The 25,743-nt window shown below is 72.6% G+C and carries 26 protein-coding genes; 11 read left to right on the top strand and 15 right to left on the bottom strand.

From position 1 onward, the window contains the following. Positions 1 to 4: 4 nt before the first annotated feature. The 4 genes from EJK16_RS01825 to EJK16_RS01840 all read right to left on the bottom strand — a co-directional run bounded on the left by EJK16_RS01825 (position 5) and on the right by EJK16_RS01840 (position 4,044). A complete protein-coding gene (locus EJK16_RS01825) occupies positions 5 to 898 on the bottom strand; it encodes an aldo/keto reductase (protein WP_127125764.1) in 894 nt (297 codons plus the stop codon). A 96-nt stretch (positions 899 to 994) separates the two neighbouring features. Next, entirely contained in the window at positions 995 to 2,305 is a 1,311-nt protein-coding gene (locus EJK16_RS01830) for a TRAP transporter large permease (protein WP_127125766.1), read from the bottom strand. A gap of 2 nt (positions 2,306 to 2,307) precedes the next feature. Then, positions 2,308 to 2,841: a TRAP transporter small permease gene (locus EJK16_RS01835; RefSeq protein ID WP_127125768.1), complete on the bottom strand. Its 534-nt coding sequence runs from the start codon at positions 2,839 to 2,841 to the stop codon at positions 2,308 to 2,310. 132 nt (positions 2,842 to 2,973) lie between these two features. After that, positions 2,974 to 4,044, bottom strand: coding sequence for a TRAP transporter substrate-binding protein (locus EJK16_RS01840; protein ID WP_127125770.1), 1,071 nt, complete (start codon positions 4,042 to 4,044; stop codon positions 2,974 to 2,976). A gap of 307 nt (positions 4,045 to 4,351) precedes the next feature. Here EJK16_RS01840 and EJK16_RS01845 point away from each other — a divergent pair, with 307 nt between their 5' ends. Next, positions 4,352 to 5,137: an SDR family NAD(P)-dependent oxidoreductase gene (locus EJK16_RS01845; RefSeq protein WP_127125772.1), complete on the top strand. Its 786-nt coding sequence runs from the start codon at positions 4,352 to 4,354 to the stop codon at positions 5,135 to 5,137. Positions 5,138 to 5,173: 36 nt separating this feature from the next. Here EJK16_RS01845 and EJK16_RS01850 read toward each other — a convergent pair whose 3' ends face one another. Further along, positions 5,174 to 6,199 (bottom strand): 2-hydroxyacid dehydrogenase, encoded by a 1,026-nt coding sequence (locus EJK16_RS01850; RefSeq protein WP_127125774.1) that lies wholly within the window; start codon positions 6,197 to 6,199, stop codon positions 5,174 to 5,176. A gap of 137 nt (positions 6,200 to 6,336) precedes the next feature. On the opposite strand from EJK16_RS01850, the gene EJK16_RS01855 reads away from it, so the two are divergent. Next, on the top strand, positions 6,337 to 7,695 hold the full coding sequence (locus EJK16_RS01855; protein ID WP_127125776.1) for an enolase C-terminal domain-like protein: 1,359 nt from the start codon (positions 6,337 to 6,339) through the stop codon (positions 7,693 to 7,695). Between the two features lie 4 nt (positions 7,696 to 7,699). Continuing rightward, on the top strand, positions 7,700 to 8,461 hold the full coding sequence (locus EJK16_RS01860) for a FadR/GntR family transcriptional regulator (RefSeq protein WP_240645713.1): 762 nt from the start codon (positions 7,700 to 7,702) through the stop codon (positions 8,459 to 8,461). A 12-nt stretch (positions 8,462 to 8,473) separates the two neighbouring features. On the opposite strand, the gene EJK16_RS01865 is transcribed toward EJK16_RS01860, so the two are convergent. From EJK16_RS01865 to EJK16_RS01885, 5 genes are all read right to left on the bottom strand, one after another. Further along, entirely contained in the window at positions 8,474 to 9,469 is a 996-nt protein-coding gene (locus tag EJK16_RS01865; protein WP_127125778.1) for a C-terminal binding protein, read from the bottom strand. 22 nt (positions 9,470 to 9,491) lie between these two features. After that, a complete protein-coding gene (locus tag EJK16_RS01870; RefSeq protein ID WP_127125780.1) occupies positions 9,492 to 10,277 on the bottom strand; it encodes an SDR family oxidoreductase in 786 nt (261 codons plus the stop codon). 55 nt (positions 10,278 to 10,332) lie between these two features. Beyond that, entirely contained in the window at positions 10,333 to 11,076 is a 744-nt protein-coding gene (locus EJK16_RS01875; protein WP_240645714.1) for an IclR family transcriptional regulator, read from the bottom strand. A gap of 69 nt (positions 11,077 to 11,145) precedes the next feature. Further along, entirely contained in the window at positions 11,146 to 11,985 is an 840-nt protein-coding gene (gene kduI / locus EJK16_RS01880; protein WP_127125784.1) for a 5-dehydro-4-deoxy-D-glucuronate isomerase, read from the bottom strand. A 384-nt stretch (positions 11,986 to 12,369) separates the two neighbouring features. Next, positions 12,370 to 13,080, bottom strand: a complete 711-nt coding sequence (locus EJK16_RS01885; protein WP_127125786.1) for a TetR/AcrR family transcriptional regulator — start codon at positions 13,078 to 13,080, stop codon at positions 12,370 to 12,372. 204 nt (positions 13,081 to 13,284) lie between these two features. Between EJK16_RS01885 and EJK16_RS01890 the strand changes: the two genes are divergently transcribed. Further along, positions 13,285 to 13,692: an STAS domain-containing protein gene (locus EJK16_RS01890; protein WP_127125788.1), complete on the top strand. Its 408-nt coding sequence runs from the start codon at positions 13,285 to 13,287 to the stop codon at positions 13,690 to 13,692. Between the two features lie 90 nt (positions 13,693 to 13,782). On the opposite strand, the gene EJK16_RS01895 is transcribed toward EJK16_RS01890, so the two are convergent. Both EJK16_RS01895 and EJK16_RS01900 read right to left on the bottom strand, forming a co-directional pair. Beyond that, a complete protein-coding gene (locus EJK16_RS01895) occupies positions 13,783 to 15,333 on the bottom strand; it encodes a sugar porter family MFS transporter (RefSeq protein ID WP_127125790.1) in 1,551 nt (516 codons plus the stop codon). Between the two features lie 139 nt (positions 15,334 to 15,472). Then, positions 15,473 to 16,423: an NAD-dependent epimerase/dehydratase family protein gene (locus tag EJK16_RS01900; RefSeq protein WP_127125792.1), complete on the bottom strand. Its 951-nt coding sequence runs from the start codon at positions 16,421 to 16,423 to the stop codon at positions 15,473 to 15,475. 123 nt (positions 16,424 to 16,546) lie between these two features. Here EJK16_RS01900 and EJK16_RS01905 point away from each other — a divergent pair, with 123 nt between their 5' ends. The 6 genes from EJK16_RS01905 to EJK16_RS01930 all read left to right on the top strand — a co-directional run bounded on the left by EJK16_RS01905 (position 16,547) and on the right by EJK16_RS01930 (position 20,975). Further along, positions 16,547 to 17,281, top strand: coding sequence for a TetR/AcrR family transcriptional regulator (locus tag EJK16_RS01905; RefSeq protein WP_127125794.1), 735 nt, complete (start codon positions 16,547 to 16,549; stop codon positions 17,279 to 17,281). A gap of 83 nt (positions 17,282 to 17,364) precedes the next feature. Further along, a complete protein-coding gene (locus EJK16_RS01910; RefSeq protein WP_127125796.1) occupies positions 17,365 to 17,583 on the top strand; it encodes a DUF6458 family protein in 219 nt (72 codons plus the stop codon). A gap of 230 nt (positions 17,584 to 17,813) precedes the next feature. Further along, the gene (locus EJK16_RS01915; RefSeq protein ID WP_127125798.1) at positions 17,814 to 18,089 is read left to right on the top strand and encodes a hypothetical protein; all 276 of its coding nucleotides are present in this window, start codon (positions 17,814 to 17,816) and stop codon (positions 18,087 to 18,089) included. A 169-nt stretch (positions 18,090 to 18,258) separates the two neighbouring features. Beyond that, complete coding sequence (locus tag EJK16_RS01920; protein WP_127125800.1) at positions 18,259 to 19,344, top strand: App1 family protein; 1,086 nt, start codon at positions 18,259 to 18,261, stop codon at positions 19,342 to 19,344. Between the two features lie 3 nt (positions 19,345 to 19,347). Continuing rightward, entirely contained in the window at positions 19,348 to 19,791 is a 444-nt protein-coding gene (locus tag EJK16_RS01925; protein WP_127125802.1) for a DUF1801 domain-containing protein, read from the top strand. A gap of 236 nt (positions 19,792 to 20,027) precedes the next feature. After that, positions 20,028 to 20,975, top strand: a complete 948-nt coding sequence (locus EJK16_RS01930) for a hypothetical protein (RefSeq protein ID WP_240645715.1) — start codon at positions 20,028 to 20,030, stop codon at positions 20,973 to 20,975. Between the two features lie 121 nt (positions 20,976 to 21,096). On the opposite strand, the gene EJK16_RS01935 is transcribed toward EJK16_RS01930, so the two are convergent. Beyond that, entirely contained in the window at positions 21,097 to 21,573 is a 477-nt protein-coding gene (locus EJK16_RS01935; RefSeq protein WP_127125804.1) for a DoxX family protein, read from the bottom strand. 528 nt (positions 21,574 to 22,101) lie between these two features. Between EJK16_RS01935 and nadC the strand changes: the two genes are divergently transcribed. Continuing rightward, on the top strand, positions 22,102 to 23,028 hold the full coding sequence (nadC, locus tag EJK16_RS01940; protein WP_370275883.1) for a carboxylating nicotinate-nucleotide diphosphorylase: 927 nt from the start codon (positions 22,102 to 22,104) through the stop codon (positions 23,026 to 23,028). 59 nt (positions 23,029 to 23,087) lie between these two features. Here the strand turns inward: nadC and EJK16_RS01945 are convergent, their stop codons facing one another. Further along, positions 23,088 to 25,046 carry a gamma-glutamylcyclotransferase gene (locus tag EJK16_RS01945; protein ID WP_127125808.1) on the bottom strand — a complete coding sequence of 653 codons (1,959 nt, stop codon included), beginning with the start codon at positions 25,044 to 25,046 and terminating at the stop codon, positions 23,088 to 23,090. Beyond that, the gene (locus EJK16_RS01950; protein ID WP_127125810.1) at positions 25,043 to 25,735 is read right to left on the bottom strand and encodes a cysteine hydrolase family protein; all 693 of its coding nucleotides are present in this window, start codon (positions 25,733 to 25,735) and stop codon (positions 25,043 to 25,045) included. Before EJK16_RS01950 ends, EJK16_RS01945 begins: the two co-directional genes overlap by 4 nt. Positions 25,736 to 25,743: the final 8 nt, after the last annotated feature.

Here is a 25,743-nt window from a genome sequence, read left to right on the forward strand (position 1 = left end):
AGCCCTACCTCGCAGGCGGGATGTTCCATTTCGGGGTGGCGGCCTCGAAGTCGGCGGGAAAGCCGTTGAACCGGTCGGGATGGAACCCGGTCCGCCCCTCTTCCCCGCGATCGAGCGCCTCGATGGCCGCCATGTCGGCGTCGTCGAGCTCGAAGTCGAAGAGCGCGAGGTTCTCGGCCTGGCGCTCGGGCAGCACCGACTTGGGGATCAGGACGTTGCCGAGCTGCACGTGCCAGCGCAGCACCACCTGCGCGGGGGAACGGTCGAGACGCTCGGCGATGTCGACGATGGTGAAGTCGTCGAGGACGGCCCCCTGCGCCAACGGGCTCCAGGCCTCCGTGAGGATGCCGTGCGCCGCGTGGAACTCCCGGAGCTGCCGCTGCTGGAAGTAGGGGTGCAGCTCGACCTGGTTCACGGCCGGGACGGTCGGCGAGCTCTCGAGGAGCTCCTCGAGGTGGTGGACGAGGAAGTTGGACACCCCGATCGACGTGACCCGCCCCTCCGAGCGCAGCAGCTCCATCGCGCGCCACGTGTTCTGGAACTCCCGGCGCGCGGGGCACGGCCAGTGGATGAGGTACAGGTCGAGCTGCTCCAGCCCCAGCCGGGTCATGGAGGCGTCGAACGCGCGCAGGGTGGCGTCGTAGCCCTGGTCCGTGTTGGCGAGCTTGGTCGCCACGAACAGCTCGCCGCGCGGGACCCCCGCCTCGGCGATCGCCCGACCAACGCCGTCCTCGTTGAGGTAGCGGGCGGCCGTGTCGATGCTGCGGTATCCGGAAGCGATCGCGTCCACCACGACGTCGCGGGTGATGGCGGGATCCACCTGGAAGGTCCCGATCCCCACCTGAGGGATGCTCGCTCCGGTGCTCAGCTGCAGGGTGGGTGCTGACAGGACGGTCATGGTGCGTCGGCCACTTTCTGGACGTTCGGGTGTGGGTGGACACGGGTGGCGCCGGGGCCGTGGTCACGGTCCCGGAGCCACCCGTGCAGGGTCGCGCTAGGGGTAGATGAGCCCGGCCTGCTCCGGCAGCCACATCGTCAGCGCGGGGACGAACTGGATGATGAGGAGCATCGCGATGAGCGACAGGAAGAACGGGAGCAGTCTGCCGATGACCTTCTCGACGGGCACGCCCGCCACCTTGGCGCCCACGAACAGCACCGGGGCCGATGGTGGCGAGATCACCGCGATGCCCATGTTGAACACCATCATCACGCCGAGGTGCACCGGGTGGATGCCGTACTCGACGGCGATGGGCAGGAAGATGGGCGTGAAGATCAGCACGGCCGGCGTCGCGTCGAGCGGGATGCCGACGACGAGCAGGATCAGCGCCATGATCAGCAGGAAGACGATCTTCGAGTCGGTGATCCCCGTCATCCAGTTGCCGATGAGCCGCGGCATCCCGGAGAACGTCATCGCGTAGGACATGATCGAGGAAAGCGCGATGAGGAAGATGACCACCGAGCTGGTGCGCGTCGACTTCAGGAGCATCGAGGGGAAGTCGCGCACCGTGACGGTCCGGTAGATGAGGGAGAGCACGGCCGCGTAGACGACGGCGATCACGGCGCCCTCGGTGGGGGTGAAGAAGCCGAGGACGATGCCGCCGATGACGACGACGATCAGGCCGAGTGAGGGCACGGCCTGCAGGAAGGCCTTGGCCGCCAGCGCGAAGGTGGGACGCCCGGTGCCCCGGAGCTCGGGACGCTTGCGGGCGTAGAGCCAGATGATCACCATGCAGGCGGCACCCCAGAGGATGCCGGGGATGTACCCCCCGAGGAACAGCGCGCCAACCGAGGCCTGCGAGACGAGCGCGTACACGATGAGGGTGTTCGACGGCGGGATCAGCATCCCCGACGGTGCCGAGGCGACGTTGGCCGCGGCAGCGAAGCCCATGTTGTAGCCGTCCTTGCGCTGCGCCGGGGCCATCGACGAACCGACGGCGGCCGCGCCGGCCAGGGCCGAGCCCGAGATCGAGCCGAAGAGCATGTTGGCCACGACGTTGGTCTGGGCGAGCGCACCGGGCATCCGGCCGACCAGCACCTTGGCCAGGTTGATGAGCCTGTCGGCGATCCCGCCCTGGTTCATGATCGTCCCCGCGAGCACGAAGAAGGGGATCGCGAGGAGCGCGAAGCTGTCGATCCCGTTGAAGATCTTCTGGGCCGCAGTGAAGATGCCCTTGTCGGGCCCGAGGAGGAACAGCAGCGAGATGGCGGAGGGGAGGCCGATGGCCACGGAGACGGAGACTCCGAGGGCCATCAGGCCGAACATCCCCCCGATGAGGATGATGCCGACGATCGTTGCGTCGTTCATGGTCAGATCCCCTCTTCCAGGATGTTCGAGGGATCGATGTCCGTCGGGTCAGCCGGCGCCGCGATCTCCTTGGGGATGACCTCGATGATGTGCAGGATCGAGTAGAGGACGATGAGGGCCCCGGTGATCGGCAGGACGAGGTAGACCTGCCCCTGCGAGAACGGGAGGAGCTGGACGGTGTCGTCCCAGGTGCTCTCGATGAACTTCGAGCCGCCGTAGATCATGACCCACACGGCGAAGCCGCCGACCACGAGGTGCGCGAAGATCTCGACGGCCTTGACCACGACCGGCTTGAAGCGCTTGACGAGGAAGTCCATCGCGACGTCCTCCTTCTCGCCGATGACGTAGGCGGCGCCCACGAGGCCCTGCCAGATGAACACGATGCGGGCCGTCACCTCGGTCCAGACGTTGCCGCCGACCGTCCATCGGGCCACGACCTGCCACAGGACCAGCGCGATCATGACGGCGAAGAGGGTCACGCAGAACCAGCGGAGGAACGCGTCCAACCCGGTTCTGAACCTGTGAATGGCTTTCATGTTCTTAGTTCCTTCATTAGTCGCATCGATCGTGGAACCGCGGCAGAACAGGCCACGTCAGGTCCGGGACGTGCCGGGCTCACGCCCAGCACGTCCCGGATGCTTCCTGCGTTCGGACCGAGAGCCGCCAGATCAGCTGGCGTTGGCGGCCTGGATGGCGTCGTAGAGCTTCTGACGCACCGGGTTGTTGACCGAGGACTCGACCAGCGGGGCGACGAGCTCCTTGAACGCACCGACGTTGACGTCGTCGTTGAAGGTCGCGCCGAGTTTCTCGGCCGCCGCGCGGGACTCCGCCGCGAACTCGATGAACCCGGCGTTGGCGGACTCGACGGTCGAGGGGATGAGCTCGAGGAAGGCCTCCCGGTCGGCGTCGGGCATCGCCGCGAGGGTCTCGGCGTTGATGAGGAGGTAGTCCGGGATCATCAGGTGCCGGGTGTAGGAGTAGTGCTTGGCGACCTCGTCGTGCTTGAGGGCGTCGAAGACCGTCTCGTTGTTCTCGGCACCGTCGAGGGCGCCGGTCTGCAGCGCGCTGTAGACCTCGCCCTGGCCCATCGGGGACGCGACCGCGCCCATGGCCTCGATCATCGCGACCTGCGAGTCGGACTGCTGCACGCGGATCTTGAGACCGTCGAGGTCCGAGGGCTCCACGATCGCCTTCTTGGAGTTGTACACGTTCCGGACGCCGGCGTGGAGGGCGGCGAGCACGGAGATGTTCTTCGAGTCCTCGAGCGAGGAGAAGAGCTCACCCGTCACGGCCTCGTCGGCGAAGACCTCGGCCTGCTTCTCGGGGCTGTCGAACACGTAGGGCAGGTTGAAGACGATGAAGTCCTCGTTGAAGGACTCGAGCACCGGCCCACCGATGTACATCATCTCGACGCTGCCGTCCGAGAGGTTCTGGACGACGTCGGACTGGGTGCCCAGCTCCTCGTTCGGGTAGACCTCGATGGCGTAGCGGCCGTCGGTCGCCTCGTAGAGGTCCTCGCCGAGCTGCTTCGCGGCGATGTACTGGGGGTGCTGATCGGTCTGGTTGAACGCGAGCTTGAAGATCGTCTCGGCATCCGAGACGTCGACCGCCTCGGTGGCCGAGCCGCTCGTCTCGCCGGCCGCGGAGGGGCTCTCCGCGGCTCCCCCGCCGCACGCTGCCAGCGACAGTGCCGCGACCGCGGCCACGACGGCGGCCGTGCACATCTTTGTACGCTTCATCTGGTCTTTCTCCTCTGTGCCCGGGTGGGCTCTCGTGGTCTCGGCTCGCGAGCGCCATGCATGCAGGAAAACGTCTGCGACAGGCACCGCTGGCCGTCGCGGGGAACTCGTCAGCCCGGTCCGCGCTGCTGCAAACGGGCTGGGACGGCCGATTTCGCTCCGCGGGCGGAGGGCGTCGTTGTCCTGAGGTCTGCGGCTAGCGGAGGAAAATCTCCGGTTGATGAGTGAGAAGGTAATATCAATCACGGCGCTGGTCAACACCGACACGAGGGCGGCGCGTACCGCCCGCGATGCAAGGAGGCATCCCATGCTGACCCCCTACCCCGCAGCACCGTTCCCCGACCGGCCCACGGCGATCGTGACGGGCTCGGCGTCAGAGCGCGGCATCGGCCGCGCGACCGCGCACCGGCTCGCCCGCGAGGGCTGGGCCGTGGCCGTCGTCGACCTCGACCAGGCCGCGACCGACAAGGTCGCCGCCGAGATCGCCGCCGAGCACGGCGTCCCCGCCCTCGGGATCGGCCTGGACGTGCGCGACCAGCAGCAGGTCACCGCCGCCGTCGAGCGCATCGTGGCCGAGCTGCCCCAGCTGGTCGGCCTCGTCAACAACGCCGGCGTCAGCTCCCCGGTCCCCTTCCTCGAGGTCACGCCCGAGGAGTGGGACCGCGTGGTCGACATCAACCTGCGCGGGACGTTCCTGATGTCCCAGGCCGCCGCACGGGTGATGGCCGCGAACCGGCTCGGCCGGATCGTGAACATCTCGTCCACCTCCGCCGAGCGCGGCGGCGCCGTCTACAGCCTCGCCGCCTACGCCGCCTCCAAGGCGGGCGTCATCGGCCTGGCCAAGACCCTGGCCCGCGAGCTCGGCCCCTACGGCATCACCGCGAACACGGTGTCCCCCGGCTCCATCGACACCGACATCATGGGTGGCCGGCTCACCGACGAGCGCAAGGAGGCCATGCTGAGGGACCTGCCCGTGGGACGCGTCGGCACCGTCGACGACGTCGCCAACGTCATCGCCTTCCTCCTCGGCCGCGACGCGGGCTACCTCACCGGCGTGACCTACGACGTCAACGGCGGCTCCCACATCGCCTGAGCCGACGGCGCGAGGCGCTACCGCACGCGCCCGGCGTCAGGCGCGCGGGCGTGCGCGGTAGCCGCCCTCATAGACCGACGCGTCGAGGGTGTGGACCGGCCGGCGCCCCCGGGCGACGTCGACGAGCGCCTCGACGACGCTGCCCGAGCCGTCACGCACGAAGTCCGCCGTCCAGCACAGGGAGTGCGGGGTGACGATGACGTTGTCCATGCGCAGCAGCGGCTCGTCGGGGGCGGGCGGCTCGGGGTCGAGCACGTCGAGGGCCGCGCCGGCGATGCGCCCGGCGCGCAGCGCCTCGGTGAGCGCCGCCTGGTCGATCAGCTGCCCGCGCCCGACGTTGATCACGTACGCCGTCGGGCGCATCGCGGCGAGGAAGCCGGCGTCGACGAGGTGCCGCGAGGACGGCGTCAGGGCCGCGGTGAGGACCACGAAGTCGGACTCGGCCGCGAGGCGCGTGCGGGAGACGAGCTCGACGCCGAGCTCGGCCGCCCGGGCCCGTGCGCTCGGGCGGTCCTCGCTCACGATCCGCACACCGAGCGGGGCGATCAGCCGCGCGACCTCGGAGCCCACCCCGCCGAGGCCGACGATGCCCACGGTGCGGCCGGCCACCCCGATCCCGCGGCGCTGCCCGCGGCGTTCCCAGTCCCCGCCGGCCGCGAGCCGGTGGTTCTCGACGAGCCGGTGGCTCAGGGCGAGCAGGAAGGTCAGGGCGGCGGTGGCGAGCGGCCGGCGCGCGGCCAGGGGCGTGTTCGTGACGATGACGCCCTCCTCGGCGAGGCCGGCGACGTCGATGCCGTCGTAGCCGGCGCCGAAGCGGGCGACGTGCTTCAGCCGCGGCGCGGCCGCGACCAGGTCCCGCGAGAACGGCCAGTGCCCCAGGGAGAGGACGGCGTCGTAGGGCGCGAGCATCTCCGGCGTGGGCGCGTGGGGAGCGCCGCCGTCGGGGAAGACCTCCCAGCGCAGCCCGGCGTCGGTGAGCCGGTCCAGGCCGATGTCCCCGAAGACGGTCAGCCCGTCCGGCGCGGCCAGGTCCGCGCTGATCCCGACGACGTACTGGTTCATGCGGGGTCTCCCGAGAGTGATAGATCCGATGTTTACAGGCCAGAGCGCCACCCTACTGGATGAGAGCGGGACCGTCTGCGGCATTCATCTGATGACTGCTACGCTCTGTCGCGTCCCCCTCAAGGAAGAAGGGCGCCATGCCGCGCATCACCAGTATCGAGATCGAAGACGTCCGGTTCCCGACGTCGCTGACCGCCGACGGTTCCGACGCGATGAACAAGGACGGCGACCACTCCGCCGTGTACGTCGTGCTGCGCACCGACGCCCTCGACGGCACCGGGGCGCCGCTGGTCGGCCACGGGATCACCTTCACCATCGGCCGGGGCAACGACATCGTCGCCGCGGCGGCACGCCAGCAGGCTGAGCAGCTGGTCGGCCGCGACGTCGCCGCGATGGCCGCGGGCATGGGCGAGGTGTACCGCTCGCTCACGGCCGACTCGCAGATGCGGTGGCTGGGCCCGGAGAAGGGCGTCGTGCACCTCTCGCTGTCCGCCGTGATGAACGCCGCCTGGGACCTGGCCGCCCGGTTCGCCGGCAAGCCGCTGTGGCGCCTGCTCGCGGACATGACCCCCGAGCAGCTGGTGGACGTCGCCGACCTGCGCTACCTCTCCGATGCCCTGACCCGGGAGGAGGCGGTCGCCCTGCTGCGCGCCCAGGAGGCGGGCAAGTCCCAGCGCATCGCGGAGCTCGAGGACACCGGCTACCCCTGCTACACCACGTCCGCCGGCTGGCTCGGCTACAGCGACGAGAAGCTGCGCCGCCTGTGCCAGGAGGCCGTCGACGAGGGCTACGACCACGTCAAGCTCAAGGTGGGCGCGGACCTGCAGGAGGACATCCGCCGGTGCGCCATCGCCCGCGAGGTCATCGGCCCGGACCGGAAGCTCATGATCGACGCCAACCAGGTCTGGGACGTGGACCAGGCGATCGAGTGGGTGAACGCCCTGGCACCGTTCGACCTGCTGTGGATCGAGGAGCCCACCAGCCCCGACGACGTCCTCGGGCACGCCGCGGTGGCCCGGGCCGTCGCCCCCGTCAAGGTCGCCACGGGCGAGCACTGCCACAACCGGGTGATGTTCAAGCAGTTCCTCGCCGCCGGCGCGATGGACTTCTGCCAGCTCGACGCCGGGCGGCTCGCGAGCCTCAACGAGATCGTCGCGGTGCTGCTGCTGGCCGCGAAGTTCGAGGTGCCCGTGTGCCCCCATGCCGGCGGGGTGGGCCTGTGCGAGATGGTCCAGCACGTCTCCATGCTCGACTTCGTCGCCGTCTCGGGGACCCGGGAGGGCCGCATCACCGAGTACGTCGACCACCTGCACGAGCACTTCACCGACCCCGTCGTCGTCCGCGACGCCGCCTACCGGGCCCCGACCCGGCCCGGCTACTCCACCGAGATGAAGCCCGCGTCGGTCGCCGAGTACCGCTTCCCCGACGGCGCCTACTGGGCCGCCCGGGCGCGGGAGGAGGCCTCGCACGTCGCGGCCGCCGCCGGGGCACACTGAGCCGGTGGAGGAGCGAGGGGCCGCGGGGCGGGCCGGCGGGGCAGGGACCGGGCCGGCGCGGCGCGTCTCGCGCACGGACCGGGTGGTCAACGGGGTCATGCAGCAGATCCTCGACGGCGAGCTCGCCCCCGGCGACCGCCTGCCCGTGGAGCAGGACCTGGCGCAGCGGTTCGGCGTCTCGCGCGGGTCGCTGCGCGAGGGCGTGCGCGCCCTGGCCGCCCTCGGCGTCGTCGAGAGCCGCCAGGGTGCGGGCACGTACGTCACGAGCCTCGACTCGAGCCTCCTGGTCGGGCCCGTCGGCCTGCTCATGGAGCTCCAGGGCGCCGGCCAGGCAGTCCACGTGCACGCCGTCCGCCGCCTGCTGGAGACCGAGGCGGCCGGGCTCGCGGCCCGCCGTGCGCCGGCGGAGTTCGAGCCCGGCGCCCGCGCGGCCCTCGACGCCGCCGCGGCGCTCCTGGCCGCGGCCGCCGGGGCGGAGACGGACCACGAGGGGCTCATCGAGGCCGACATCGCGTTCCACCGCACGGTCGCCCGGGCCTCGGGAAACCCGGTCCTCGCCGCGCTCGTCGAGGCGCTCGCCGGCCGCACGAGCCGGCACCGGCTGCGGCGCGGGCGCACGGAGGAGGGGGCCGCCGAGCGCTCCCACACCGAGCACGAGGCCATCTTCGCCGCCGTCGTCGCCGGCGACCCGGACCGGGCCCGGGTGCGCATGTCCGCCCACCTCCTCGAGGTGGAGGACTTCCTGCGCACCCGGGCCGCCCCCTGACCGGCCCGCGTCTCAGCCCCTGGCGGTCGCGGCGTTGCGCCCGGGGGCGCCGAGGACCTCGGGGTTGACGATGTTGCGCGGCGGCCGCCCGGCGCACACCTCGACGACGTTCTCGATGGTGCGCCGCTTGAGCTCGTCGTAGGACTCCTCCGTGTACCAGGCGAGGTGCGGCGTGAGGACGACGTTGTCCAGCGCGACCAGCGGGTGGTCGACCGGCAGGGGTTCCTGCTCGTGGACGTCGATGCCCGCGCCGGCGATGCGGCCCGCCCGCAGCGCCTCGACCAGCGCGGGGGTGTTGACGACACCCCCGCGGCTGGTGTTGACGAGGATCGCGTCCGGGCGCATCCGGGCGAGCTCCGCCGCGCCGATGAGGTCGCGGGTCTCCTCGTTCAGCGGCGTGTGCATGGAGATCACCTGCGAGCGCTCCAGCAGCTCCTCGAGACCCACGGAGGGGAAGCCGCGGAACGTGTCCGCGCCCGGCTCGGCCCTGATGTCGTGGCCGATGACCCGGTACCCGAGGCCGGCGGCCTTGCGCGCGGTCGCGGTGCCGATCAGTCCCATCCCGATGATCCCGAAGACGCGGTCGGCGCTCTGGTACAGGGGGCGGACCTTGGGCAGGTCGAACCGGCCGGCGCGCACGCCGCGGTCGAGCAGCGGGATGCCCCGCGCGACGGCCAGGGTCAGCCCGATCGCGTGGTCGGAGACGGACTCGGTGCCGTAGTCGGGCACGTTGCACACGGCGATGCCGCGCTCGGTGGCCGCCGCCACGTCGACCGAGTCGACGCCGACGCCGTAGCGCCCGACGACCCGCAGGCCGGGCAGGGCGTCCATGACCTCCGCCGTGATGGACGCGTACTGGACGAGGATGCCGTCCGCGTCCGCGCAGTTGGCGATGAGCTCGTCCGCGCCGCGGGACTGGGTCAGGACGAGCTCGGCGCCCGCGGCGCCGGCCACGGCGTTCTCGGCGGCGAAGTTGTCGTGGTCGCACTCGGTGATGGTGATGCGCATGGGGGTTCTTCCTGGTGGGAGGTCAGCGGGCGAGCCAGCCGCCGTCGACGGGCACGACGGCCCCGTTGACGTAGTCGGCGGCGTGGGAGGACAGGAACAGCACCGCGCCGGCGATGTCGGCCGGCTCGGCCCACCGGCCGGCGGGGATGCGCGTGAGGATGGCCTCGCTGCGCTCGGCGTCCTCGCGCAGCGCCCGGGTGTTGTCGGTCGCGACGTAGCCGGGCGCGACGGCGTTGACGTTGACGCCGTGGGCGGCCCACTCGTTGGCCAGCGCCCGGGTCAGGCCGGCGATCGCGGACTTCGAGGCGGTGTAGCCGGGCACGGTGATGCCGCCCTGGAAGCTGAGCATCGACGCGGTGTTGACGATCTTGCCGTGCCCGCGCGCGATCATCGTGCGGCCGACCTCGCGGGAGAGCACCCAGGCCGCGCGGAGGTTGACGTCCATGACGTGGTCGAAGTCCTCGTCGGGGTGGTGCGCGGCGGGGGTGCGGCGGATGGTGCCGCCGTTGTTGACCAGGATGTCGACGTCGCGGTCCGCCAGGTCTGCGGCGAGGGCGGCGACGGCGCCGCGGTCGGCGAGGTCGACCCGGAGCGGGGTGAAGGCGCGGCCGGTCGCCTCCACCGCCGTGCGGACGTCGCTGTCGCCGTCGGGAAGGGAGCCGGAGACGGCGATGATGTCCGCGCCGGCGGCCGCCAGGGTCTGCGCGATGGCCAGGCCGATGCCGCGGCTCGCGCCGGTGACGACGGCGAGACGGCCGTCCAGGCCGAACAGGCGCTCGGTGAGTCGTGCGGGTGACTGGGGGGACATGGGTGCTCTCTTTCGTGGATGGGCGCCGCTCGGTGCGGCGGTCAGCGGTGGACGGTCAGCGCGGGTGGTGGCCGAGGGCCGCCGAGATCGCGTCGGCGGCGCGGACCGCCTCGGCCGACATGGCCTCGACCTGGTCCTCGGTGTGCTCGACGGCGAGGGTGGAGATGCTCAGCCCGTAGCGGACTGTGCCGGTGTGGTCCCGGATCGGGGCCGCGACGCAGCGCACCCCGGGCACGTTCTCCTCGCGGTCGAGCGCGTAGCCGCGGGAGCGGACGCGCCCGATCTCCGCGCGCAGCGCCTCGGGGGTGGTGATGGTGTGCTCCGTGCGTGGGGGCAGGCCGGCCCGGGCCACGAAGCGGTCGACCTCCTCGTCGGTGCAGGCCGCGAGGATGACCTTGCCGATCCCGGAGGAGTGCATCGGGATGGTGGCCCCCACCCGGGACGGCATCTGGTAGGGCTTGTCCGAGTCGGTGCGGACGAGGTAGATGACCTCGTCGCCGGCCGCCGCCCCGACATGGACGGTGCAGCGCACGCGGCCGACCAGGGCGTCTGCGAACGGCTTGGCGATCGCGGAGATGTCGATGTGCTCCAGCGCCCGGCCGGCCAGCGCCAGGACCTTGGGCCCCGGCAGGTACCGGCCGTCGGCGTCTGCGACGACGAACTGGTGGTCGATGAGGGTCGCGATGATCCGGTGCGTCGTGGCCTTCGCCAGGCCGGTCGCCTCGACGACGTCGGTGAACCGCGTGTGGGCGAGGGCCGCCTCCAGCACGAGCAGCGTCTTCTCGCTCGCGTTCGTCACGCCGTGGCCCGTCCCGCCGGCCGCCGCCGCGTCCCGACCCATCGCCGCCCCGTCACGCGGTCCACGGCATCAGCGCATCTCCGCGATGGCGAAGCCGTCCATGTCGTCGAACGACTGGTTCTCCCCGGCCATGGCCCAGACGAAGGAGTAGCTGGCGGAGCCGACCCCGGAGTGCACGGACCAGCTCGGCGAGATGACGGCCTCCCGGTCCGCGATGACCAGGTGCCGGGTCTCGGAGGGGTCACCCATGATGTGGACGACGCGGGCGTCCTCGGGCACGTCGAAGTAGACGTAGCACTCGGTGCGGCGGTCGTGGGTGTGGGCAGGCATCGTGTTCCACATGCTGCCGGGGTGCAGGGTCGTCACGCCCATGACGACCTGGCAGCTCTTGATGCCGTTCTCATGGATGTACTGGTTCAGGGTGCGCCGGTTCGAGGTGAGCGGGTCACCGAGCTCGCGGACGTTGCCCTGGCCGGCCTCCACGAGGGTGGTCGGGTAGGCGGTGTGGGCCGGCGCGGAGAAGAGGTAGAACGCGGCCGCGCCCTGCTCTCCGTCGGGCTCCGAGGAGGCGAGCACGACGTCGCGGGCGCCGCGCCCGATGTACAGGCAGGCGCCCTTGCCCAGGGCGTACTCGGTCCCGTCCACGGTGATCGTGCCGGGGCCGCCGATGTTGACCACCCCGGCCTCGCGGTGCTCGAGGAAGAAGTCGCTGCGGATCTCCGGGAAGGTCTCCAGGGTGAGGGCCTTCGTCCGCGGGCTCGCCCCCGCCAGGACGATCCGGTCGTGGTGGGTGTAGACGGCCTTGACCGCGTCGTCGACGAAGAGGTCCTGGACGAGGTACCGACGGCGGAGCTCCTCCGTCGTCATCCCCGGGACCTGCTCCGGGCTCGTGGCGTAGCGCTGTTCCATGAGGATCCTTCCGGCCGTGCGCCCGGGTCGCGGGCGCAAGAGGGTGGTGCCGCCGCCGGGCGCGCTGGTGCGGGCCCGTGGTGACGCGGTGGGCCCGCGCACCCGGCGAGGTGGTCTGTGCTGCTGGACTTCAGAACGACAATGTTGGGGTCCCATTAACGGAACGTAGTTCCGTTATATGGAACAACGTAGCGCCCCGCGGGTGGAAGTCAAATGACCCTGGGCGCCATCGCCCGCGGGCGGGGGGCCGCGACGTCGCGTGGCCGCCCCGCGACGGCACAGCCGGCGGAAGCACCGGCGGGCACGGGAACGGCGTCGAGCCCGGCGGGCGGGCACGGGGACCGGAGCGAACCCGGCGCGCGGGCGGGCCGAGGGCCGGCCGCGCTACGCGCTGACCAACGCCGCGATGCGCTCGAGGAGGTTCTCCAGCGAGCTCTCGAACTCCTCGTCAGCGTGGTCCTCGGACAGCTTGGCCTCGAGCCGTTCGACGTTCGGGTACTCCGCCAGGGACCGCGAGCTGTTCGGCACCGACGCGCCGCCCTCGTCGAGAACCTCATCGGCGGGGGCGGTCGGCGCCCCGCGCTGCGCCACGTCGAGGAGCAGGTGGCCGATGAGGAAGCTGGAGAAGGCGCGGTAGGCCGCGACCGCCTCGTCGTCGCTGAACCCGCGGGTGGTCAGCGACATGAGGAAGTCCTCGACCACCTCGAGGCTGCGCAGCGGCGGGCGGATCCACGGGGCGGCCGGGTTGCGGGTCGCCATGAGCGGGAAGACCTGCGGGTGCGCGTAGGCGACGTCCCGGACGGTGTGGGCGAGCCACTGGAGGTACGCCTGCCAGCCTCCGTCGGGCCTGAGGTCCATCTCCTGCGAGAGCTGCAGGCGCTCAGTGAGGTGGTCGACCATCGCCTCGAGGAGGTCCTCGCGGCCGTTGATGTAGCGGTACAGGGCCATGGCCTCGACGCCGAGCTCGGCGCCGAGCCGGCGCATGTTGAGGGCCTCGAGCCCCTCCCGGTCCACCAAATCGAGCGCGGCAGCGACGATCCGCTCCCGCGTGAGCACCGCGCGGCTCGCGCGATCGGTGGTGGCGCTCTCGTCCATGGCCCGATCCCTGCTTCCGACGGCGGATCCTGCCTTCCGACGGCGGATCCTGCGCACTCCAGCCTACGGCGTGCGCGCGGCGGGGGCCGGTCACGTCCTGCCATCGTAGGATGCCGCCTGGTCACACGGAGACCTCCATGGCCTTACACTGTAAACGACCGGGACCCGCCGGTCGTTTGCGACTTCACGCAGAGGGGCGGCGCCATGGCTGACAGCACGGTAGAGGCGCCCCCTCGCGAGGAGTATGCGGGCGACGAGGGTTCGGTCGCGCTGCTGACCTCCCCCAGCCGCAACCGGCTGATCCTGGCCGGTGAGCTGGACGTGAGCATGAACGAGGAGCTCACCGAGGCCGCCCGGGAGATCGAGCGGTCCGGCCTTCCCGTGGACGTCGACGTGCGCAACCTCGTCTTCATGGACTCCTCCGTCATCGCGGTCCTCGCGCGGGTGGCGTACCGGCTGCCGGACAGGATGCAGATCATCGAGCCGCCGGACGTCGTGCGGTTCCTCCTCGAGGTCACCAACATCGGGGAGATCGTCGACATCGTCGAGAAGGACCCCGGGTTCCCGATCGCCCCCGCGGCGGCGGTCCCCGAGCCGCCCAACGTCGCCTGACGTGCCCGACGTCGCGGCTGCCCGGCCCGCCCGGCGGCCGCGCAACGTCGTCTGACGGCCGCACCCAACCGGACGGCCGCCCGGCGGCGCCTACGCGGACCGCCGGAACTCCCCCTCGACCTCCTCGAGCGAGAGCCCGGACGTCTCCGGGATCATCCGCCACGAGAACACGATCGCCCCGACGTTGACGAGGGCGAAGACCAGGAACGTCACCGCGCCCCCGGCCGCCGCGACGAGGACGGGGAAGCTGAACGAGATCGCCGCGTTGACGATCCACTGCATGAACACGGCGATTCCGATCCCGAGCCCGCGCATCCGGAGCGGGAAGATCTCCGAGAGCATCACCCAGGTGACCGGGGAGAGCGCCGCCTGCTGGAAGAGCAGGAACAGCAGCATGAAGCCGAGCACCAGGTAGCTGGCCGCGGCCGGCGGCACGGCGCCGACGTCGAGGGCCGGCTGGATGACCGCCCCGAAGGTCACGCTCAGCGCCACCAGGGACACGAGGATCCCGCCCTGCCCGGCAAGCAGCATCGCGCGGCGGCGAAGCCGGCGCACGATGTGCAGCCCGAGGACCGCCGCGAGCACCGAGACCACGCCGTTGGCGATAGTGGCCGTCAGGGCCGCGTCCGTGGCCAGACCCGTGATCTCCAGGAGCGTCGGGGCGTAGTACATGATCGTGTTGACACCGCTGACCTGCTGGATGACGGCGACGCCGATGCCGACCACCATCAGCCGCCTGATCCAGGGCGCCCGCAGGTCCGGTCGGCCGAGCCGCCGCGTCGCGGACTCCCGCGCGGCCACCTCGGCCATCTCGAGGACCTCGCCGACGGAGTCGTGCCCGGCCGGGCGGGTGCGCCGCAGCGTCGTCAGCGCCTCGCCGTAGCGCGCGCCGGCCGCGTACCAGCGGGAGGTCTCCGGGACGACGTGCACCCCGACCCACAGGGCGACGGCCGGGACCGATGCGATGACGAGCATGTACCGCCAGGTGTGCGGGCTGTCGAGGGTGTTCGCGAGGACGGCGTTGACTGTGTAGGCCAGCAGCTGACCGGTGACGATCATGAGCTGGTCGACGGCGACGAAGCTGCCGCGGCTCTCCTTCGGCGCGAGCTCGGCAAGGTAGACCGGCACGGTGGCCGAGGCGCCGCCGACCGCGAGCCCGAGGACGACGCGCGCGGCCACCATCACCGCCAGGTCCGGCGCGAGCGCCGAGCCCAGGGCACCGACGAGGAAGATGACGGCCAGGACCAGGAGGGTGCGTCGTCGTCCGTGCCGATCGGAGACCCGGCCGGACAGGAGCGCGCCGAAGGCGGCGCCGACGAGCAGCGAGGAGGTCACGAGCCCCTCGGTGGCCGGGGTCAGCCCGAGCCCGCCGGCCTCCGGGCCGCGCGCCATGTACGGCAGCGCGCCGGCGATGACGCCGGTGTCGTAGCCGAACAGCAGGCCGCCGAGCGTGACGACGAAGGCGGCGAGCCGGACCCGCAGCGGCCGCGGCGCCGGCCCGCCGGCCTCCGGGAGGGTCTCGAGGTCGGCCCTGCCGGGCGCCCCCGCCGAGGTGCGCAGACCCGCTGCCGATCCCACGTCGTGCCTTCCGTCGCCCTGCCAGGTGGTGCCGGGTCGCTCGTGGAGCGCCGCGGCGGCCATCGACACTACCGTGCGGGGCTCGCGGGCCTGCCGCCGCGCCCGGGCGACCGCGGCCGCAGGACCGCCCGGACTGGGGCGATCGCCCGGCTTCGGGCGACCGCCGGCTGCGGGACCGCCCGGACTGGGGCGACCGCCGCCGTCACGCCTGGCGCGAGGCGGCCGCCGGGGACCAGCCGGCGGCCACGCCGGCCAGCACCTCCGGCCAGGGGGTGGGGCGGATCCCGAAGGTCGAGGTGGTGACCGCGGCGTCGATCTCGAAGGGCCGCTCGAACTGGTAGAGCATCTCGTCCAGCTCGCGGAGCACGGGCACGAAGGGCCCCGCGGCGCGCAGCACGGAGCGTGGCACCCGGTGCACGCGGGGCGGCCGCCGGCCGGCCAGCCGCGCCAGGTCGGCCAGCACCGCCCGCACCGCGACCGGCGGGTCGGAGGGCACGTGCCACGCCTGGCCCCAGGCCCGTTCGTCGGTCCCGGCGACGGCCAGCGTCCGGGCGATGTCCGGCACGTAGGACCAGCTGTGCGGGGCGTCGGGGTCGCCGAAGACCCAGGTCGGCCTGCCGGCGCGGACCGTCTGCGCGTACCGGGCGAGGAGCCCGGTGGCCGGGGTGACGCCCGGCCCGAGATAGTCCGACGCCCGGACCTCGGTCACCCGCGCGCGCCCGGCTGCGTGGGCCGCGAGCGCCTCCTGCCACATGCGCGCCCGGAGGCGGCCCTTGCGGCTGGCGGCCGCGAGGGGGTGGTCCCGGCTGATGGGCCCGTCCACCGGGCCGTACCCGTAGAGGTTGCCCATCGTGACGAGCACGGCATCGCTGCCCTCTGCGGCCCGCAGCAGGGCGGCGGCAAGGGGCGGCCACTGCGTCTCCCACGCCTGGTAGGTCGGGGGGTTGGCGCAGTTGTACAGGGCGGCTGCGCCCGCGACGTGCTTCGCCAACGCCGCGGGGTCGGCGGCGTCGGCGCGGAGCCGCTCGACGCCGGGGTGCACGGGCCCCCGCCCGGACCGGGTGATGACGCGGACACCGTGGCCCTGGTCTGCGAGCAGGGTGGCGAGGGCGGAACCGACCGGCCCCGCTCCGACGACGACGTGCACGGACATGATGCGCTCCAATGTGTGAACGGTGTTCTCTGACGTGATCACTGTCTTCGTGAAGGACCACGCTGTCAAGAGCACTGTTCACATTGATGTGCGCTGCTCACGTTGTGGTGGCAGACTCAACCCATGGCCTCCACCCTCGGGATTCGCGCGCGCGCCCGCCAGGAGCTGGTCCGCGAGATCACCGACGTCGCCCGCCGGCACCTCGCCGAGCACGGCGCCGGCGGCCTCTCGGTCCGGGCGGTCACGCGCGAGCTCGGCATGGCCCCGTCCGCCGTCTACCGCTACTTCCCCAGCCGGGACGCCCTGCTGACCGCGCTGATCATCGACGCCTACGAGGGCGTCGGCGAGGCCGCCCGCGTCGCCGAGGAGCCGTGCCCGCGCGACGACCACGCCGGCCGGTGGCTCGCCGTCTTCCGGGCGGTGCGCCAGTGGGGCCTGGCGCACCCGCACGAGTACGCGCTGATCTACGGCTCGCCGGTGCCCGGGTACCGGGCGCCCGAGGACACGGTCGTCCCCGCGACCGGCGTCGTGCTGCGCCTGGCCCGCATCGCCGTCGACGCCGGCCGCGGCCCGGGCCTGGACCCGGCCCCGGCACCGCCGCTGAGCGCGGCGCTGCGCGCCGATGCCAGGGACCGCGCCGCCGACGCCGCGGCGACCATGCCGGACGACGTGGCGGCGGTGCTGACGGACGTGGAGCCCATCGTCGTCGTCGCCGTCATCGACGCCTGGACGCTGCTCTTCGGCGCCGTGAGCTTCGAGCTGTTCGGGCACTACCACCGCACGGTCGAGGCGCGCGCGGACCACCTCGACCACCTCGCCCGGACCTCCGGGCGCGCCGTCGGCATCCCCGGCCTCTAGCCGCCCGAAATGCGGACGCCCGTGGCCGCCACCACACTGTCGCCAGCGACCCGCGCTGCGGGTCCCGACAGAAGGGACGGCACATGGGTATCGGAGGCAGCATCTTCCTGATCGTCGCCGGGGCGATCCTCGCGTTCGCGGTCTCGGACGTGTTCTCGGGCGTCGACCTGACGATGGTGGGCTACATCTGCATGGCCGCGGGCGTCATCGCGCTCGTCGTCGTCCTGGCGATGAACAAGCAGCGCACCAACACCAGCCACACGGAGTACGTGGAGCGGCACGACGACCGCCGCATCCACTGACCGGGCGGGCGGCGCACCGCCGTCCGGCCGGACCTCCCGGGCCGGGACGCCGCGGCGTCCCGGCCCGGTGCCGTGTCCACGGGACTCCCGCCCGCAGACCGCGAATCACCCTGTTCGACGCTTGACGCCAACACGGGCCGGCCCGACGCTAGGAGGGAGCCGGCGGCGTCGCCGGCCGGGCGCGAGGTTCTCTCTCCCGCCCGTCCGATGCTCACAACGAAGGAGCCGCCATGACCAGCTCAGCGCCCGAAACGGTGATCTCTGGCGTGCCCTACGCCGTCACCGAGGTGAACGGTCACGCGCCCGGCGACCTCGACGAGTTCCTCGGCCTGACGACGTTCGTCGTCGCCGGCCGCACCGGGCGACAGGTCATCGACGGCGAGGGCGCCGCCGTGCAGGACGCGGTGCGGGTGCACCAGAAGCACTCGCACGGCACCGGGAAGGACGTGCGGGTCTGGCGCGTGTACCGCGCCCCGGACGCCGGCTTCGTCGCCGAGACCTGCTGACCCGGGCGCGCCCGCGGGCCGGACGGCGGGGGCCGGCCCGCGCGGCCCGCTGGCGCGGCCACCCGGCCGGACCCGGCGCGACCATCCGGCCGGGCCCCGGCCACCCGGCCGGACCCGGCGCGACCACCTGCCCGCGCCCGCCGCCGCGCCCGCCACTAGCCTGTGGCCCATGCCCCTGTCCCGGTTCGGCCTCTACCTCGACGACACGATCAACCGCCGCAGCGTCGCCTACCTGCGTGACCGCGGCTGGCGGCCACGGACCATCGGCCTGACCGGCTACGGCTCGGCCCAGAGCCTGCACGTGCTCGGCCGGGTGGTCATGGCCGACCCGGACACGCCCGTGGACCAGGACGTCACCCCGGTCGGGCCCATCAACCTTGCCGCGGAGGCGCAGCGCGGCTGGCGCTCCTTCTTCACCGCGCAGGTGGGCTTCCTGCCCGTCGTCGTGCGCGCCGGCAGCCAGGAGGTGCGCACGACGACGGACCGCGGCGGGTACATCGACGTCATCGTCCGTGACCACGGGCTTCCGCCCGGGTGGCACGAGGTGACCATCGAGGCGCGGGCGGCCGCGCCGACCACCGCGAAGGTGCTGGTGGTGGACCCGGAGGCGCGCGGGGGCATCGTCTCGGACATCGACGACACGATCATGGTGACGATGCTGCCGCGCGCCCTGCTCGCCGCCTGGAACACGTTCGTGCGCCACACCAGCGCCCGCCGGGCCGTGCCCGGCATGGCCGAGCTGTACCGCTCCGTGCTGCGCGACCACCCGGACGCGCCCGTCTTCTACCTGTCCACCGGGGCCTGGAACGTGGTGCCGACGCTGCGCCGCTTCATGGAGCGGCACGGCTTCCCCGAGGGGCCGATGCTCATGACCGACTGGGGCCCCACGAACACCGGCTGGTTCCGCTCCGGCATCGAGCACAAGCGCACCCAGCTGCGCAACCTCATGATCACGTTCCCCGAGATCCGCTGGCTGCTGGTGGGCGACGACGGCCAGCACGACCCGATGATCTACGACGACGTCGCCCGCGAGCACCCCGGCCACGTCGCCGCGATCGCGATCCGCGAGCTCACGCCGGCGGAGCAGGTGCTCTCCCACGGCACGACCGAGGCCATCGAGCAGCCCAACCCGCTGCGCAACGCCAACGCCGAGCACGGGGTGCCCACGGTCCATGGCAAGGACGGCTTCGACCTGGCGCGGCAGGTGCCCGGCGTGCTGGAGGCCCTCGAGCGCCGCCAGGCCGTGCAGGATTGAGGGATGGAGCAACTTCCCGACGACGTCGCCGCCTATCTCGACGCCGCGCCCGAGCCGCGGCGCGAGGTGCTGCTGCCCGTGTTCGAGACCGTCCGCGCGGCCGTGCCGGACGGGTACGCGCTGGGCATGCAGTTCGGGATGCCGGGGTGGGTGGTCCCGCTCGAGCGATTCCCCGAGACGTACAACGGCCACCCGCTCGCGTACGCGTCCGTCGCGGCGCAGAAGAGCTACGTGTCCGTCTATCTCATGGGCCTGTACTCGGTGCCGGAGGACCTCGAGACCTTCCAGGCTGAGTGGAAGGCCAGCACCGGGCGCCTCGACATGGGCAAGAGCTGCCTGCGGCTGAGGAAGCCCGGCGACGTGGACCACGCCCTGCTGGCGAGGTGGGTCGCCGCGATGCCCGTCGAGCGCTTCATCGAGACCTACGAGCGCGTCAGGGCTCGATAGCGTCCCCGACGGCGGTCACGTGGGCGCCGGCGTCGCGGGGCCGAGGTCCGCGCCCGCCCGGCTCCGACGTCGACCGGCCAGGCTCCGACGTCGGCCGGCCAGGTGTCAAGCGCCTGCGGTGAGGATTCGCTGGTCTATCACCAGCAAACCCTCACCACAGTTGGCGAAACGGCGGGCGGCGCCCTCACGGACCGCGTCGCTGCGCCGTCGCGGGCCCGCACCCCGACCTTGACATGATGAGCACGCAGCGGCACCCGCTGCCCGGAGAGCAGGAGGACGTCGTGCCCGAGCCCGCACGGAACGACGCGCTCGTCACCGCCCAGCTCGTCGCGGTCATCATCGCCGTCAGCGCGGGCACCCCCTTCGTCCTGACCACCGCGGGCGGCCGCCGCCTCCCGGCGGGTCCGCTCCAGCCGGAGCACCGGTCGATGCAGGCGGGCCTGCGCTCCTGGGTGGAGCGGCAGACGGGCTACGAGCTGGGCTACGTCGAGCAGCTCTACACCTTCGCGGACCGCGACCGGGGCATCAGCCCGGTGCTCGAGGTGTCCTACCTCGGCCTGACCACGGTCCCGGACGTGACGCCCGGCTGGCGCAGCTGGTACGAGTATTTTCCCTGGGAGGACCGGCGCGACGACCCCGGCCTTGTCGCCGAGCGGCTGGAGCCCGCGCTCGCGGCGTGGGCGGAGTCGGCCGAGCCGCAGTTCCGCGAGCGGCGGCGGCTGAGGTGCGCGGTAACGTTCGGCCTGGGCGGCCACCCGTGGCTGCCGGGCGCGGCGCTGGAGCGCTACGAGCTGCTCTACGAGGCCGGCCTCGTGCCCGAGTCGCGCGGCGGGCTTGCCGGCGACGCCCCGGGGCTGCGCATGGACCGGGACCACCGCCGCATCCTCGCCACCGGCATCGCCCGGCTGCGCGCGAAGATCCAATACCGTCCGGTGGTCTTCGAGCTACTCCCGGGTGCCTTTACGCTTGGTCGCCTTCAGGAGAGCGTCGAGGCCATCGCCGGCCAGCACCTTCACAAGCAGAACTTCCGCCGCCTCGTCGAGCAGCAGGAGCTGGTCGAGGACACCGGGGGCGTGGACCCCTCGACCGGCGGGCGCCCCGCGAAGCTCGTGCGGTTCCGCCGAGAGATCCTCGACGAGCGCGACGCGGTGGGCACCAAGCTGCCGACGCCCCGGGCGCGGTAGGCCTGGCGGCCGCCGGCCGGACCTACGTGATGACCGGCATGACCATGAGCAAGTGGTGACGGACCCGCGCCGCAACGGGGCCGGTGGCGCCAGCGCGCCACCGGCCCCGCAGACGGCAGGGTCAGCGCGCGCCCGCCAGGACGCGGTCGGTCTCGCGCGTGAGCTCGTCGCGGCCGCCCAGCTTCCTGGCGAGCACGGCGTCGACGCTGAGGCGACCGGCGCCCACGGCACCCACCGCCAGCGCGCCGGCGGCCAGCGCCAGGACGAGCTCGTACCCGTTCTCGGCCGCCCAGAGACCGTTGGGGAGGTGGACGAGCACCATCGCGCCGATCATGTCGAGCGCGAGGAGCAGCGAGAAGAGCGGCGTCAGGACCCCGAGGATGAGCGCCGCGCCGCCGGCCGTCTCGACGATGGCGGCGAACCATGCCGAGAGGGCGGGCGCCGGGACGCCCATCGCCGCGAAGCCCTCGGCGGTGGCTCCCATGCCGTTGGTGGCGAACTTCTGCAGCCCGTGGGCGAGGAAGACCACCCCGAGGCCCACGCGGGCCAGGAGCAGGAGGATGTCGCCGAGGGTGCTGTTGGGCGTGGTGCGGAACATGTGAGGTCCTTCGTGGTGGGAGGGGGCGTGCGTCTGGCCGTCAGGGGCGTTGCGAGGCGGCGTATGGTCGGGCGCCGCTCAGCCGCCGGCCGTGTCAGGCCGGGCGGACCACGCCGTGAGTGCCCCGCGGCGGGTAGCCGGCCGAAGCACGCGTCCCGCCCACACCGGCCAGCCACCCGCACCCTAACCCGCACTTAGTTGACGCATCAACAATTTTTCCGACACTGAGTGCGGCGTCACACGGCCCACACCGGACGACGCCCCTCGCCGGCACCCGGCCCACACCCGCCCCGGCGAAACGCCCCGACCCGTCAAGCCGCGGGACGGCGCGCGCCGGCGCGCCTCCGTGCACGCCCGTGCGCACCCGTGCGCGGAGCAACTCGCACCGGCAACGGCGGAATGTCGCGACGCGCACGCACCTCGGTTATGCTCATCGCCAGCACATTAAATGCTCATTGTCAGCATAAGCAGGGTCGGCAGACCGGCCGTGCCCCGACGCCCTGGTCGCGCCACCGAACGGAGCACCTCGTGACAACCCTCGCACGCACGCAGCCCCCGGCGCGGAGCGAACATGCGCCGACCCCGGCACGGACCGACGGCGCGGTGCGGACCCTGCCGGACCTGATGATCGAGCCGCTCGTGCGCCGGGCCCTGCTAGAGGACCTCGGCCGCGCCGGGGACTTGACCACCGACACGATCGTGCCCGCGGACGCGCGCGCCACGGTGGTGATGGCGGCCCGCGAGGCGGGCGTCGTCGCCGGGACGGACCTGGCGCGCCTGGCGTTCCGGCTCATCGACCCGGCGGTCACCGTGGAGATCGCGCGGCCCGACGGCGCGCGGGTGGCCCCCGGCGACGTCATCGGGACGATCTCCGGGCCGGCCCGCGGGATCCTCACCGCGGAGCGGGTGGCCCTGAACTTCCTCGGCCACCTCTCCGGCGTCGCCACGGCGACGGCGGAGATAGCCGACGCCATCGCGCACACCCCCACCCGGGTGTGCTGCACCCGCAAGACGACGCCCGGGCTGCGGTCCGTCGAGAAGCACGCCGTCCTCGCGGGCGGCGGCATCAACCACCGCTTCGGCCTCGACGACGCGGTGCTCATCAAGGACAACCACATCGCGGTCGCCGGGGGCGTGCGCGAGGCCATCGACCGGGCGCGCGCCGGGGTGGGACACCTCGTGAAGATCGAGGTAGAGGTGGACACGCTCGACCAGCTCCGCGAGGTCCTCACCGACCCCGTCGACGCCGTCCTGCTGGACAACATGGGGCCCGAGCTGCTGCGCGAGGCGGTGGCCCTCGTCGGCGGCCGCATGATCACCGAGGCCTCCGGCCGGATCACCGCGACGACGGCGCTGGCGCTGGCCGAGAGCGGCGTGGACCTCGTCTCCGCCGGGTGGCTCACGCACTCGGCGCAAGTGCTCGACATCGGGCTGGACCACCGCCCGGAGGCGTAGCAGGCGGCTCCCGGCACGCCGCGGCGGGAAGCGGGCCGCTCCCGCCGCGGCGGCCACGCTCAGCGCGTCGCGGCGGCCCGGTACTGCCGCCACCCGCCGTGCGCCGTGATGTCGGGATGGCGCTCCGCCAGGTCGCGCGCGCAGAGGATGCCCGGGACGAGGCGGCCGTCGGCCAGCTCCACGGGCCCGCGATAGAGGCCGGCGGGCTCGCCCTCGATCACCCGGAGCAGGACCTCGATGGGCACCTGGTAGAGCTCCCCGGAGACTGGCGCGCCCTCCTCGCCGTCGGAGACCTGGTACATGCCGGGGTGGACGTCGCCGATGCTGTGCACGCGGTACTTCGGTGCCGTCCGGACCTCGCCCAGCAGCTCGGCGCCGGCGAGGTTGCCGTGCAGCTCCAGGCCCCGCATGAGGGTGCCGTTGACGAACAGGAGCGAGTCGTCGAGGGGCGCGCCGGCCCCGCCCCGCTCCCGCCACCCGAAGGCGGCCAGGATGAGCGCGAGCAGCACGTACCCGAGGGTGACGCCGGGCGAGGCGTTCACGCCCACCTCGTAGGCGTTGATGAGGCCGACGAAGGACAGCACGGCGCCGATCCCCGCGGTGAGGGCGGCGGCATACAGCTTCCGGTCGATGACGAAGCAGGCGATCGCGCCGAGGATGATGCCGACGAGGACGGCTCCCTGCCCGAACAGCAGGAGGCCGTCGTAGACCACGCCGTTGTCCACGAGGGTCCCGAAGCCGACGCCCCTCGCGCTGGTCCCCGCCGCGGCGAGGGTGTTGTCGATCTGCCCGGTGCCCCACTGCGCGAGGCTGGGCAGCATCGCCAGCACGATGGCGGGGGCGTAGCGCAGCGGGCTGACGTTGAAGGCCTGCGCGCCGATCACCAGCCCGATGTACAGCAGCACGGGGACGAGGGCCTGCACCGGGAACACCGCCAGGAACGTCCCGACGAGACCGGTGAAGCACACGACCGCGACGACGATCCCAGTGACCAGCGAGTAGCCGATCCGCCCGCCCACCTGCTTCCAGCCGGGGTGGCCGATGTACACGGCGGGCGGGAAGGGGGACCCGAGGAACGAGCCGACGATGGCACCGAGCCCGTCCGCGCCGAGCACCTGCCGCACGGAGTACCGGTCCCCGGCCGCGGCGGCGGACTCCACGTTGGTCATGCCCTCGGTGGCGTTGTAGACCCCCAGCGGGATCGCGGAGGCGAGGAGCGGGGCGATGCCCCCCAGGCCGGTGACCACGTCCCCGGTGGGGAAGGGCAGGTGGAGGGCCAGGTTGGAGATGGACGCCGCGACGGCACCGGGCTCCAGGATGTGGGACCACCCGGCGGCGACCGCGACCCACCCGACGGCGGTGGCGAGGATGACGGCCACCAGCCCGACCGGGGCGTCGAACGGCATCTTCCGCCCGCCCAGCCACCCGACCAGGATGAAGGCCAGGGCGATGAAGGCGATCCAGGGCGCCTGCCACATCTGCGCGACCGGCCTCATCGAGATGAACGTGATCGAGATGCCGGCGAGGGCGCCGAGCAGAGCCGCCCGCGGGGTCCACCTGCGGATGTACGGGCCGAACACCGCGCCGAGCAGCACGATGCAGCCGATGATGAAGGCCCACGCCAGGCCGGCCTGCCACGCCAGGACCGCGTCGCCGGAGCGCAGCAGCACGGGCAGCATGACGACGAAGACGACGATGAAGGTGTGCGGCACGCTGGGCCCGTAGGGCAGGGCGGCGACGTCGGTGCGGTTCTCCCGCCGCGCGAGGCGCCGGGCCAGGATCGCGTACCAGATGTTCCCGAGGGGCAGGGCGATGCCGAGGGCGGGGAGGATGCGGCCGTAGACGGTGCCCTCGGGGATCTTGACCACCGCCAGGCACAGGCCGGTCAGGACGATGACGTTGAGGAGCACGTTCGTGCCGAGACCGAACAGGCCGTTCCAGTCGCCCTTGACCCACCACCTCGCGGCGACGCGCTGCTCACCCGCAGCGGGCGCCGCCACAGACGATGTCGCGCTCATGATGCCTTCTCCCCGTCGATCGACGTGTCGTCGAGGGCGGCGAGCAGGTCGGCGGACGTGCCGACCCACCCGACGATCCCGCCCTGGGCCGCGAACATGGCCAGCGCCGACTCGTGGAACTCGGGGAAGTACGAGCCGGTGCAGTCGGAGAGGACGAGCGACTCGAAACCGCGGTCGTTCGCCTCGCGGACGGTGGACTGGACGCACACCTCGGTGGTCACGCCGGTGACGACGAGGTGGGTGATGCCCCGGGCCCGCAGGATGGTCTCCAGGTCGGTGGCGTAGAACGCGCCCTTGCCCGGCTTGTCCAGGACCACCTCGCCGGGCTCGGGGGCCAGCTCCGGGACGATCTCGTGACCGGCGGAGCCCCGAACGAGGAGCCGGCCCATCGGGCCCTCCTCGCCGATCCGCAGGGTGGGGTTGCCCCGGTCGCGCTTGGCGAGGAACAGGTCGCTCAGATCGGGGCGGTGCCCCTCCCGGGTGTGGATGATCGCCCACCCCCGCTCGCGGGCCGCGTCCAGGACGGCGCGGGTGGGCCCGATCGTGGTGCGGAGCCGGGACACGTCGTTGCCGAGCGACTCGCCGAACCCGCCCGCCTCGACGAAGTCGCGCTGGAAGTCGATGCAGAGCAGGGCCACCCGGGAGGGGTCGAACGTGTACGGGAAGGGTTGTGCGTCGACGGTGACCATGGTGCCTC

The sequence above is a fragment of the Georgenia sp. SYP-B2076 genome, assembly GCF_003991205.1.
In the GTDB taxonomy this organism is placed as follows: Bacteria; Actinomycetota; Actinomycetes; order Actinomycetales; family Actinomycetaceae; genus Georgenia.